Source organism: Liquorilactobacillus sp. (assembly GCF_047719775.1).
GTDB lineage: Bacteria > Bacillota > Bacilli > Lactobacillales > Lactobacillaceae > Liquorilactobacillus.
Genome location: NZ_JBDNTS010000007.1, coordinates 67871 through 80551 on the forward strand (window position 1 = coordinate 67871; position 12681 = coordinate 80551).

13 protein-coding genes are annotated in these 12681 nt (G+C 36.6%); 11 read left to right on the top strand and 2 right to left on the bottom strand.

The window, feature by feature from the left end:
- The first annotated feature begins 27 nt into the window (after nt 1-27).
- Nucleotides 28-435, top strand: a complete 408-nt coding sequence (locus ABF682_RS05415; protein WP_289977566.1) for a rhodanese-like domain-containing protein — start codon at nt 28-30, stop codon at nt 433-435.
- A 181-nt stretch (nt 436-616) separates the two neighbouring features.
- On the opposite strand, the gene ABF682_RS05420 is transcribed toward ABF682_RS05415, so the two are convergent.
- Nucleotides 617-793 carry a DUF3042 family protein gene (locus ABF682_RS05420; RefSeq protein ID WP_289977565.1) on the bottom strand — a complete coding sequence of 59 codons (177 nt, stop codon included), beginning with the start codon at nt 791-793 and terminating at the stop codon, nt 617-619.
- Between the two features lie 120 nt (nt 794-913).
- On the opposite strand from ABF682_RS05420, the gene miaA reads away from it, so the two are divergent.
- The 4 genes from miaA (at nt 914) to glnA (ending at nt 4962) form a co-directional block, all read left to right on the top strand.
- Entirely contained in the window at nt 914-1846 is a 933-nt protein-coding gene (gene miaA, locus ABF682_RS05425; RefSeq protein WP_415619205.1) for a tRNA (adenosine(37)-N6)-dimethylallyltransferase MiaA, read from the top strand.
- A gap of 19 nt (nt 1847-1865) precedes the next feature.
- Nucleotides 1866-3128: an aminotransferase class I/II-fold pyridoxal phosphate-dependent enzyme gene (locus ABF682_RS05430; protein ID WP_415619237.1), complete on the top strand. Its 1263-nt coding sequence runs from the start codon at nt 1866-1868 to the stop codon at nt 3126-3128.
- A 75-nt stretch (nt 3129-3203) separates the two neighbouring features.
- On the top strand, nt 3204-3593 hold the full coding sequence (locus ABF682_RS05435; RefSeq protein WP_289977559.1) for a MerR family transcriptional regulator: 390 nt from the start codon (nt 3204-3206) through the stop codon (nt 3591-3593).
- Between the two features lie 25 nt (nt 3594-3618).
- On the top strand, nt 3619-4962 hold the full coding sequence (gene glnA / locus ABF682_RS05440) for a type I glutamate--ammonia ligase (RefSeq protein WP_289977721.1): 1344 nt from the start codon (nt 3619-3621) through the stop codon (nt 4960-4962).
- Nucleotides 4963-5275: 313 nt separating this feature from the next.
- Here the strand turns inward: glnA and ABF682_RS05445 are convergent, their stop codons facing one another.
- Nucleotides 5276-5599 carry a hypothetical protein gene (locus tag ABF682_RS05445; RefSeq protein ID WP_289977558.1) on the bottom strand — a complete coding sequence of 108 codons (324 nt, stop codon included), beginning with the start codon at nt 5597-5599 and terminating at the stop codon, nt 5276-5278.
- Between the two features lie 184 nt (nt 5600-5783).
- On the opposite strand from ABF682_RS05445, the gene gmk reads away from it, so the two are divergent.
- The 6 genes from gmk (at nt 5784) to rsmB (ending at nt 12674) form a co-directional block, all read left to right on the top strand.
- A complete protein-coding gene (gene gmk / locus ABF682_RS05450) occupies nt 5784-6404 on the top strand; it encodes a guanylate kinase (protein WP_289977556.1) in 621 nt (206 codons plus the stop codon).
- Nucleotides 6401-6613 (top strand): DNA-directed RNA polymerase subunit omega, encoded by a 213-nt coding sequence (gene rpoZ, locus ABF682_RS05455; protein WP_289977555.1) that lies wholly within the window; start codon nt 6401-6403, stop codon nt 6611-6613. The genes gmk and rpoZ overlap by 4 nt, the downstream gene beginning before the upstream one ends.
- Before the next feature lie 149 nt (nt 6614-6762).
- Entirely contained in the window at nt 6763-7941 is a 1179-nt protein-coding gene (gene coaBC, locus ABF682_RS05460) for a bifunctional phosphopantothenoylcysteine decarboxylase/phosphopantothenate--cysteine ligase CoaBC (protein ID WP_415619206.1), read from the top strand.
- A 12-nt stretch (nt 7942-7953) separates the two neighbouring features.
- The gene (gene priA / locus ABF682_RS05465; RefSeq protein ID WP_415619238.1) at nt 7954-10374 is read left to right on the top strand and encodes a primosomal protein N'; all 2421 of its coding nucleotides are present in this window, start codon (nt 7954-7956) and stop codon (nt 10372-10374) included.
- 19 nt (nt 10375-10393) lie between these two features.
- A complete protein-coding gene (fmt, locus tag ABF682_RS05470; RefSeq protein WP_415619207.1) occupies nt 10394-11347 on the top strand; it encodes a methionyl-tRNA formyltransferase in 954 nt (317 codons plus the stop codon).
- A complete protein-coding gene (rsmB, locus tag ABF682_RS05475) occupies nt 11340-12674 on the top strand; it encodes a 16S rRNA (cytosine(967)-C(5))-methyltransferase RsmB (protein ID WP_289977552.1) in 1335 nt (444 codons plus the stop codon). The genes fmt and rsmB overlap by 8 nt, the downstream gene beginning before the upstream one ends.
- The last annotated feature ends 7 nt before the right edge of the window (nt 12675-12681 follow it).

The following is a 12681-nucleotide window of genomic DNA, read 5'->3' on the forward strand; positions in this document are numbered from 1 at the left end:
TTAGAATGAAAAAGGGGATGATAGTTTATGGTATTAAATGTTTCGATCTGGGTTGTAATTGATATTATCGCCATTGCAATTCTACTTTACATTATTGGAAATCAACTGTATTTATGGTATCAAGGAAGACGTGTCGCTACGTTGCTTGAAAATAAAGATTTCAGGCAAGGAATGCATGTAGGACAAATTATCGATTTAAGGGATAAGGATAATTTTGATGCAGGCCATATAATGGGGGCACGTAATGTTCCATATACTCAATTCAAGATTATGAAAGAATCGATTCGTAAGGATATGCCTGTGTATCTATATGATCAAGGCAAGTCTTTAAGTACAAGAATTGCAGTTAAACTGCATAAAGATGGTTATAAGGATATTTTTGTGCTAAAGAACGGTTTTGAACGTTGGGATGGTAAGATTAAGAAGAGAAAGTAGCAGACTTGACATAGGGTAGAAAATTTAGAGGTTTTTTGGTGCTATAGTGAGTTAGTGAAAGTAATATATTTATAGGTAATGAAAAAAGGGCTGTGCCAAAACGAATGTTTTGTGGCAGCCCTTTTCTCAGATACAATTAATTAGCTTTTAGGATAGTTGTACATAGATTAATCTAAAGGTGTTATCCTTGATGTGCAGAATGCATTTTACGGATTGCACGACGTCGGTGTTGATCGTCGAGTTCTTCTTTTACTTCAATTGGTTCAATAACGTTCTTCTTGAAAGCATAAAAACAACCTGCAGCGGCGCCGATTGTTGTAACAATTCCTAATAAAAATCCTGTATTAAATTGTTTCAATTAAAAAACCCCCTCAATTTAATTAATACATATTCATTATGAAGTATTTTGATTTCAAATTCCAGTTTATTGATTATTTTGCTTAAAAATAGAATAAAAATATTGAAAGGAGCCATTTTTTTGGCTTATAAAGTGATCGTTATTGTCGGACCTACCGCAGTTGGAAAAACCTCGTTGTCGCTTGCATTGGCACAGAAATTTGATGCCGAAATAATTTCAGGGGATTCTATGCAGGTTTATCGTGGCTTAGACATTGGAACAGCAAAAGCTACTGTGGACGAGCGAAAGTTAGTTCCACACCATTTGATTGATATCAGAGAAGTTAATCAGCGCTTTACGGTTGCAGATTTTGTGCAGGATGCTAAGGACCAAATTAAGGAAATCAGCAACAGAAAAAAATTACCTTTGATTGTAGGAGGAACAGGTTTCTATCTACAAGCGTTACTTGCTGGATATAATTTAGGTGGTAATGAAGTAAAAAACAGTCAGGATATACGAATCAAATTTCAAAATTTTGCTTTGAAAAATGGAAAAAAAGCTCTGTGGAGCTACTTAAATGAGATTGATAGGGTTGCTGCGGCACAAATTCCGGTTAATAATGTCAGAAGAATTATTCGTGCTATTGAAGTGTATGAAGTGACAGGATGCAAGTTTTCGGAACAATTTGATCAACCAGATCGGGAAATTGATGCTTTGGTAATTGGTTTGAATACAGAACGTAATGTTTTGTATGAAAGAATTGAGCAAAGGGTCGATCAAATGATACACGAGGGTTTGGTGGATGAGGTTCGCTGGTTGTTTCAAAAAGGTGGGATAGATTTTCAAGCAGGTAAGGGAATTGGATATAAAGAACTTTTTCCCTTCATCAATGGGACAGATAGCTTAGCAAATGGGGTAGCAGAGATAAAGAAAAATTCGAGACACTATGCCAAAAGACAGCTGACGTGGTTTCGAAATAAAATGGATGTAACGTGGTTTAATTTGTTTTCTGATGAAACAGAGATTGAAAAAATAGAAAACACAGTTTTGTTATGGCTTAAAGAGAAAGGATAGATGAAATTTGAGCACATGGATGGATGAATTACCAGTAAAATTACAACAAAAAATTGAAGAGGTCGAAAAGCAGATAGAGGGTAAGATTCAAGAAATTGATGATCAAGCTACGTACAATCAAATGAAAGTATTGAAATGTTTTAAAGAACATCATGTGGCAGAAGAAGATTTTGCAGGTTCTACGGGTTATGGTTATGATGATGTCGGAAGAGACAAGCTGGATGCAATTTATGCAGATTATTTTAACACTGAAGATGCAATGGTTAGACCACAGTTAATCTCTGGAACACATGCCATTACGACAGCGTTTTTTGGGGTGCTTAGGCCCGCAGACACGTTATTTTATATGACGGGAATGCCATATGATACCATCCAACATGTTGTTGGTATTGTTGGAAATGAACCTGGAACATTGAAAGATTTTGGTATTAATTTTAATTATTCAGCATTACTTAAGAGTGGTGAGGTTGACTATAGAGATGTTGAACAAAAGTTGAAAGCTGACGAGAAGATTAAAGTAGTCGCTATTCAGCGCTCACGTGGTTATTCAGACCGTGCAAGCTTCACGGTTGAAAAGATCAAACAAATGATTAGATTTGTAAAGCAAATCAGGCCGAATGTAATTATCTTTATTGATAATTGTTACGGTGAGTTTTCAGAAGTGCATGAACCTACTGAATATGGAGCAGATCTAATGGCAGGATCATTGTTTAAAAATGCAGGTGCAGGTATTGCTAAGACAGGAGCTTATATAGTGGGAAGAAAAGACCTAATTAAGCAAGCAGGAAATCGTTTAAATGTCCCTGGAGCAGGCAAAAATGAAGGGGCAACTATTGGACATATGCGTGATATGTTTCAGGGCTTTTTTCTGGCACCAAATGTGACCGCAAATGCAATCAAAGGTGCAGTCTTTGCAAGTGCATTGCTAGAAAAAATGGGACTTGCTGTTTCTCCAAAATGGGACGAACCGAGGACTGATTTAGTCCAAACAATTAGTTTTGGAAATCCAGAAGCAATGATTTCATTTTGCGCAGCTATTCAGCATTACTCACCTGTAAATTCCTTTGTAGACCCAGTACCAAGTTATATGGATGGATATGAGGATGAAGAAATAATGGCATCGGGTAGTTTTACAGAAGGTTCAACAATTGAGTTATCATCTGACGGGCCTTTGAGAGCTCCGTTTACTTTGTATGTTCAAGGAGGATTAACTTATTCCCATGTAAAAATTGCGATTAGTAACGCAGTAGGCGAAACTTTCTTTGAAAACAAAAAGATGTAAGAAGATATAACATTTGGCGTTGACATTCATAATAGCCCTTGCTATCATAAGGGCGTAACTTAGAGGAGGGTTGTTATGAAAGAGAAGGAGCTCAGACGTTCGCTTGCCGTGTTACCCATTGGTACAGTAATGAAGCTCACAAATTTGTCAGCACGTCAGATTCGTTATTATGAAGAGCAGCAGTTGGTTATGCCTAAGCGTAGTGAAGGTAATCGTAGGATGTATTCTTTGAATGACATCGATCGTTTACTTGAGATCAAAGATTTTTTGGATGAAGGAATTAACATGGCTGGGATTAAGCATATATACGATGAGAATGAGCGAAAACTTGCTGAGAAGCAAGCCAAACTGGAAAAACCGCTGACCGACACTGATGTACGACGAATTTTGCGTGATGAATTTATTGCAGTAAGTGGGCTTAGCAAGCAGGATGAGTCTTCTTTTAAGCATAATAATAACTTCTAAAAATTTAATAAGGAGCGATTTAATGATGGTAAAGCCTAATTATACAAAAGATGATATTCGTAAGATAGCCAAAGATGAAAATGTTAAATTTTTGCGCTTGATGTTCACTGACTTATATGGTGTTATCAAAAACGTTGAGGTTCCAATTAGCCAACTTGAAAAGTTATTAGACGATAAACTAATGTTTGATGGTTCTTCAATAGACGGTTTTGTTAGAATTGAAGAGAGTGATATGTGGTTATATCCAGATTTATCAACTTGGATGATTTTCCCATGGGGAAGTGAACATGGAAAAGTAGCTCGTGTCATTTGTGAAGTTTACAATGCTGATCGTACACCATTCATCGGTGATCCGCGTAATAATTTAATTCGTGTTCTTGGTGAAATGAAGGAATTAGGCTTTACTGATTTTAATATTGGGCCTGAACCAGAATTTTTCTTGTTTAAACTTGATCCAGAAACTGGTAAGCCAACGCTGAATCTTAATGATAAGGGAAGTTACTTTGACTTAGCTCCTGTTGATTTAGGTGAAAACTGTCGTCGCGATATCGTTTTGGAATTAGAAAACATGGGCTTTGATATTGAAGCTTCCCATCATGAAGTTGCACCTGGCCAGCATGAAATCGACTTTAAGTATGCTGGAGCACTTCAGGCATGTGATAATATTCAAACTTTTAAATTAGTTGTGAAGACCGTTGCAAGAAAGCACGGATTACATGCGACGTTTATGCCAAAGCCACTTGACCGTATTAATGGCTCGGGTATGCATATCAATATGTCATTATTCAACAGTGAAGGAAATGCATTTTTCGATGAAAGTGATGAAATGCAATTATCTCAAGAAGCACGCTACTTCTTGGGCGGCTTGCTGACGCACGCACGTAACTTTACAGCTGTGACTAATCCAACTGTTAATTCATACAAACGTTTAGTACCTGGATATGAGGCACCAGTTTATGTTGCTTGGTCTGGTCGAAATCGTTCGCCACTTGTACGTGTTCCAATTGCTCGTGGTATGTCAACGCGTCTTGAATTGCGTAGTGTTGATCCAAGTGCAAATCCATACTTGGCGATTGCATCAATTCTTGAAGCCGGGTTGGATGGATTGCGTAAAAAACTTCAAGCTCCAAAACCAATTGATCGTAACATTTATGTAATGGATGCGGAAGAGCGTAAAGCAAATGGAATCTCTGATCTTCCATCAACTTTGCATAATGCGATTAAAGAGCTTGAAAAAGACGAAGTAATTGCAAAGGCAATGGGTCCTCATCTGTATCAAAACTTCATTGAGGGTAAGAAACTCGAATGGGGTGCTTATCGTCAAGAAGTTTCACAATGGGAACGGGATCAATACTTAGAATTGTACTAGAAATAAAAAATTGTTGGGGCTAGATCAAAAGTTAAATCTTGATTTAGCCTCTTTTTGACTCCAACTAAATTGGTTTCATAAGTCAAAGTTCTTTACTTAATAAGGAGTTGTGATATAAGTCAGGAAAATTTGAGTATTAATTCGAAGTTAGATGGAGCATTTTGACCTATGGAACATGTTTATACGAAATAAATAGAGGAGGTGGCTCAAAAGTTAAGCTTTGAACCACCCCCTTATTTATATTCAAACTTATTATGTCCGATGTCATACTCCTGATGATTTTTATTAGTTAAACAAGATAATTAAGGGTGATTTATTCTTTGGCAAGCTTAATGTATTTTATTTGATTAATGTTTAGCAGATGTGATAAATTATCTCCAAGATTATCAAGTTTGAAAATTGTTTTATTATTTTTATTTCTTGAAATAAATCCCGTTGCTGCAAATTCATTATCATGGATATCTTTATAACTGATGCTGATAACTTTATGTTTTTGGATTGCTTGGTTAATAAAAAAATTAAGCTGGAAAAGGGGCATTTGTATGCAATTACTAAAGTCTTGTCTGCTGTACGAGGTGAATTGTTTTTGAATACCCTGAGTTATTTGCTGTAGTGTTGTTTTTTTCAATTCTAGCATGTTAGAAGCACTCTCCTTTTTTCAGAACGTCTGTTCGATATTTATATTATAGAACAAACGTTCGAAAAAGCAAGCCATAAATTTATTTTTTATTAAGAAATTCTAATTAAGAATAACTTGAAATATGTTGCAAAAAAGTACATGATAATCTTAATACAATATTTTAGAGGAGAGTTTTGCAAACATGTCTAAACGGGGAATGTTGATAGTATTGTCTGGACCTTCAGGAGTCGGTAAGGGAACAGTCAGGAAAGCTATTTTTGCGCAAGATGATAATAAGTTTCATTATTCAATCTCTATGACTACGAGATTGATGCGTCAAGGAGAAGTTGACGGAAAGGATTATTATTTTGTTTCGAAGACTGAGTTTGAAAAAGAAATTAAAGATGGCGGCATGCTTGAATATGCACAGTATGTTGACAATTATTATGGAACACCGCTAAAATATGTAAATGAGATGCTTGATCAAGGTAAGGATGTTTTTCTTGAGATTGAAGTAAATGGTGCCATGCAGGTTCGTGAAAAATGTCCGGATGGGCTGTTTATTTTTTTGACACCGCCGGATTTAATGGAGTTACGTCATAGAATAAGTGGACGTGGAACTGATGATTTAGCAACTATTGATAAGCGTATGGCTAAAGCAGTCGATGAAATCGAAATGATGCAGAATTATGATTACGCAGTTGTTAATGATGAAGTTTTGAGTGCAGTGGAGAAGGTAAAGACCATCATCAGGGCTGAAAGATGGCGGGTAAAGAGATTTTTACCAGATTATAAAAAACAATTGGGAGATGTTTTAAAATGATTTTATATCCATCAGTTGATGATTTATTAGAACGTGTTGATTCACGTTATTCATTGGTAATGCTGGCTAGTAAGAGAGCACATGAATTGGATGCTGGCGCGATTCCAATGCTTAGTGAATATAAGTCAGTTAAGAATGTTGGCAAGGCACTTGAAGAGGTTGTTGCAAATGATTTGATTATTGATCCAGATGAAAGAGAAGAAGTGTAATTTTGAGTTTTAGAGAAGGGCCATGGGACTGCTGATATTCAATGGTATCAGGATAATAGTCACAATGGTCTTTTTTGATGGTCTTTTTTGATGTTCTTTTTTGACCGTATTATTGATACAATATAATTATTACTAAAGGAGGGTTACAATTGAAAAATATGCATGTTGCTGTCTGCGTAACTGGAGGAATTGCAGCTTATAAGGCGGTTATTTTTATTAGAAAATTGATCAAGGCAAACGCAGAAGTTAAGGTTATAATGACTGAAGAAGCAGCGACTTTTGTAACCCCATTAACCTTTAAAACAATTAGTCGAAACCAAGTATACTATGAAAATAGCCAGCAGCAGGGAATTGTCGAGCATGTTGAACTTGCCAAATGGACAGATATTGCAGTGATTATTCCTGCAACAGCTAATACGATTGGCAAACTAGCCAATGGAATTGCCGATAACTTTGCAACGACTTGTTTGATTGCTATGAATTGTCCAAAATTTATAGTACCTGCAATGAATGATAAAATGTATGATAATCAGGCAGTGCAAAGAAATCTAAAACAATTAATCGAGGATGGCTATCACATGTTAGAACCTGATACTGGATTTCTTGCAGAAGGATATGATGGCAAGGGACGTATGCCGGAACCAGATACGATTTTTAAGTGGGTTAGTGATATTATTGCAAATAAACAAGATTTAAAGGGGAAAAGAGTTGTGGTTACTGCAGGGCACACAATTGAAGCAATCGATCCTGTAAGATACATTACAAACCATTCTTCAGGTAAGATGGGATTTGCAGTTGCCAGAAATGCAGTACAAAGAGGGGCTGATGTGACCTTGATTAGTGGGCCAAGTCATCTGATTAATGATACTGGTGCGAGGTTAATAGCTATCAGAACAACAGCGCAGATGTATGAAGCTGTAAAAGAGCGCTATTCGGATGCAGATATTGTAATTATGTCAGCTGCAGTGGCCGATTATCATGTAATTCAGCCTGCAAAACAAAAAATTAAGAAAACAGGAAAAAGACTAACGCTTGAGTTGGAAAAAAATATTGATATTTTAAAGAAACTTGGTCAAGAGAAGAAAGCACAAAAATTAGTTGGTTTTGCTGCTGAAACACAAAACTTATTGGAAAATGGTCAACAAAAATTGATTAATAAAAATCTTGATTTGCTGGTTGCAAATGATGTATCACGCTCAGATATCGGCTTTGGCAGTGATGAGAATGAGGTGATTTTTATGCGACCAAGCAAGGAAAACATCAATAGTCCAAAAACTAATAAGGATGATATTGCTAAAATGATTTTTGATCTCATTACCGAAGACTAGGAGGAATTCACAATCGTATCTTTTGCTGAAATAATTGTTGACGTACCGGCTAAGCAGACTGACAAGCCTTTTGTATATCAAATTCCTACAAGATTTGAAAATATGATTAAGGTAGGAATGCGGGTAAGTGTACCATTTGGAAACGGTAATCGGTTAATTCAGGGATTTGTAATAGGATTAAAAATGGGTAATGATTTCTCTGGGAAAATCAAAGAAATAAAGTCCTTGATTGATGTGGAACCAGTATTAACTGAAGAAGCAATTGCATTGGCAAAATGGATGGCACATGAAACATATTCATTTTTAATAAGTTGTCTACAGGTAATGTTGCCAAGTGCAATGCGTGCTAAATATTATAAACAATTGGTTCTAGTTGACGATGAAGTAGATTCAGCCGTTAGGGGATACTTTTCTTCTAATCGAAAACAAATTCTGAATGAGGATAAGATAGATTCAGGCTTGCTGAAAAAATTATTAGCTGCAAGGGTCTCAGGAAAAATCGAGCTAGAATATTTAATGAAAGATAATCTGGTTGAAAAAAAAGTTCAGGTTATTTTAAATAGATTGACAGCGGAGAGTTATAAAAAAGAAAAAAACAAATTACGTGCTAATGCTTTAAAATTGCAACGGCTGCTAGATTATTTAATTCAACTTGGAGAGGTAGAAGTTGAACAAACGGTTCTTGAACAGAAATTAGGAATTACAAGTACCGTAATAAAGAATGCGGAAACAAAAAAATGGTTGAAACGCAAAGCTGTTGTTAAGAGAAGAGTGGCTTATAAACAAAGTGAATTTGTTAGAACAAGACCTAGAAAGCTGACTGTTGCTCAAAAAAAGGTTACTGCTAAAATTTGTAATTCTATGAGTCAAGGTAATGAAAGAACTTTCTTACTTGAGGGTGTAACGGGCAGTGGAAAGACGGAAGTTTATCTGCAGGCAATGGCGCAAGCACTTGAAAATGGTAAGACGGCTCTGATGCTTGTTCCTGAAATTGCATTGACACCTCAAATGGTAAAAAATGTAGTTGGAAGATTTGGTTCAAGAGTTGCACTACTTCATAGTGGATTGTCAGAAGGTGAACGGCTTGATGAATGGCACAGGATTCAAAATGGTGATGCCCAAGTAGTTGTTGGTGCAAGATCAGCGGTCTTTGCTCCTTTGAAGGAGATTGGGATAATTGTTATTGATGAGGAACATGAGGCAAGCTACAAACAAGAAAAAATGCCGCGTTATCATGCCATAGAAGTGGCCAAGTGGCGTGCACGGTATCATAAATGTTCTTTAGTTTTAGGGAGTGCAACACCTTCGCTTGAATCAAGGGCGCGTGCGCAAAAGGGTGTTTATGAGTGGCTTCATCTGAATGAAAGAATTAATAAGATGCCACTGCCAGAAGTTAAGTTGATTGACATGAGAATAGCAACGAAAAGGATTACTGATAACGTTGATTTTTCATCCGAATTATGTGGTGAAATCGCATTAAGACTAGAACGCAAGGAACAAATTATATTGATGCTTAATCGCCGAGGCTACTCTTCTTTTATGATGTGTCGTGATTGTGGGGAGGTTTTGCAGTGCCCAAATTGTGATATTTCGCTGACCTTGCATTTGGACAGTCATTCGATGAAGTGTCATTATTGCGGACATGAGGAGAAAATACCGCAAAAATGTCCAAATTGTGGCAGTAATAAAATTCGATACTACGGAACTGGAACTCAAAAAGTTGAGCAGGAATTGCAAAATCTATTTCCTGAGGCTCGCGTTTTGAGAATGGATGTGGATACTACTAGAAGAAAGGGAATGCATGCGAAACTCTTGAAACGATTTGGTGATAAGAAAGCCGATATTCTATTGGGAACACAAATGATCGCTAAGGGGTTGGACTATCCTGATGTGACACTGGTCGGTGTATTAAACGCAGATACAGCACTTGGATTAGCTGATTTCAGAGCAAGTGAGCGAACGTTTCAATTATTAACTCAGGTTAGTGGAAGGGCTGGCCGAGCTGATAAAGAGGGTAAAGTTATTATTCAAACTTTTAATCCCGAACACTATGCTTTACAATTGGCAAAAAAACAGGACTATGAAAGTTTCTTCTTTAGAGAAATGAATGTGCGGCATCAAAATGGCTATCCGCCATATTTCTATACAATTCAAATTACGGCTGGCGCAAAAGAAGAAGGGTTAGCTGCAAAAAAAATTTATCAAATTTATGCTGAATTAAAATCTTTTTTGAGTACAAAATCAATTATTTTAGGACCCACACCGAAAGCAATAATGCGTATTAATAATCAATTTTATTATCAGCTGATTATCAAATATAAACAAGAACCTAAATTAGATGCAGCTTTGGATGAAATTTTACAGAAGAGTCAAAAAGATGAGCGCCAAGGAGTTTTAATTTCGATTGATAAAGAACCACTTAATTTTATTTAAAAAGAAGCGAGGTATTTCAATGACATCAGTAATTTTTATGGGGACTCCCCAATTTGCAGCAACTATCCTTGAAGGAGTGATTGCAGCTGATTATGACGTTAAAGCAGTTGTGACACAACCAGATCGGTATACAGGCAGAAAACGAATTTTAACTACGTCACCAGTCAAACAAGTGGCAGTAAGGCATGACATTCCAGTCTACCAACCACAGAAGCTGGGAAAGAGTGTAGAGCTTGCACAGTTGATTGCAATCCAACCAGATGTAATAATCACTGCAGCTTTTGGACAATTTTTGCCAATGTCGTTAATCAATTCTGCAAAGATTGCAGCAGTAAATGTCCATGGCTCGTTACTACCTAAGTATCGCGGAGGAGCACCTGTTCAATATGCTATTATGAATGGCGATGATAAAACCGGAGTCACATTGATTTATATGATTAAGAAGATGGATGCTGGTGAGATGCTGGCACAAGCCGAATTACCAATCTTGCAGAATGATGATAATGGAACTATTTTCTCTAAGATGAGTCTTTTAGGAAGAACTGTTTTAATAGAGATGCTCCCTAAGATTATCAGCAAAGAGATAACCGGAACGATGCAGGATGAAGCGGCAGTCACATTTGCTCCAGTTATTTCACCAGAACAAGAAAAACTATCTCTAGATTTGACCGCACAGCAGCTTGATTATATGATTAGAGCACTTAGGCCGCAACCGGGTTCGTATTTTGAAAAGTTCTTGAATAAAAGAACAAAATTATGGGATATAAAGCCGCTTGATGAAAAAACTGAGTACGAACCAGGAGTAGCTGTATTCGTTGGTAAAAACGAGTTGAAGGTAGCGGCTGCTCAAGGAAGCGTATATAAAATAAGAGAGATTCAGCCTGCTGGGAAGCCACGAATGACGATTAATAATTTTCTAAATGGTCAAGGTCAAGGGATAAAAGCAGGACAGAGGATTATAACAAATGAATGAAGAAAATAAAAACCCACGATTAATGGCAGTTGAAATTCTAACTAAGGTTGCAAAAAATGGGGCATATTCAAATTTAGCGCTTAACCAGGTTCTTAAGAAAAATCAGCTGTCAAGAGTGGATGCTAATCTATTGACAATTATTGTGTATGGAGTACTTCAGAATCTTTTATTACTTGAATTTTGGCTAGAACCTTTTGTTAAAGGTAAAAAAATGGATGATTGGGTTAACCAATTATTGTTAATGTCTTTGTACCAGTTGAAGTTTCTAGACAAAGTTCCAGATCACGCAGTGCTCAATGAAGCAATCAAGATTGCAAAAAACAAGGGGCATGATGGTACGAGAAAATTCGTGACAGGTGTTTTGCATGCAATTTTGCGTAAGGGTGTTCTTGAGACTGCAATAATTGAAGATGAAACTGAACGTCTAAGCATTAGTTATAGTGTACCCGTGTGGATAGTTGAAGAGTTAAAGAAACAAGTCGGGTATGATAAAACAGTTTCAATTTTGGTTTCCCTGAATAAAGCACCCAAGCAAGCGCTTAGAGTAAATGAATCAAAGATTTCAGTTGAAGAGGTTGCAAGTGAATTGATTAGTCAAGGTTTCAAAGTTGAAAATAGTCAAGTTGCTGCTGGAAGCTTAATTGTAGAAAAAGGAGGGCATGTCAGTTTGACTAGTCTCTTTGCGGAAGGCAAGGTCATGCTGCAAGATGAAAGTGCAAGTCTTGTGGTTGAGGCTATGGGGTTGAACGGAGATGAACGGGTTCTAGATGCCTGTGCTGCTCCCGGTGGAAAAACAATGCAGATTGCTGATTATCTGAGAACAGGGACAGTTACAGCATTAGATATTCACAAGCATAAAATTAAGCTGATTAAAGAGAATGCTTTGAAATGCGGTTTTGAGGAAAAGATTAAGCTACTACAGCTAGATGCTAGAAAAATGGGCGCATACTTTGAACCCAAGAGTTTTAATCAAATATTAGTTGATGCACCTTGTTCTGGTATAGGATTAATGAGAAGAAAACCGGAAGTCAGATATGAAAAGTCTTTGCAAGATTCTTTAAACTTGCATAAGGTTCAAGTCGGAATATTGGATAAAGTTGCGGACTATGTTGAAGTTAATGGCTATTTAACATATAGTACTTGTACGATACTGGATACTGAAAATACACGGGTAATTACCGAATTTTTGGAAATGCATCATGAATTTGAACAAATTGAGGTAAAGACAAAACTAAAATTGCCTAATATTAGTAAAAGTTTGACAATTTATCCAGATGACTATGAATCTGATGGCTTTTTCATTACCCGATTGAAGAGAGTAAGATAAATGAGGT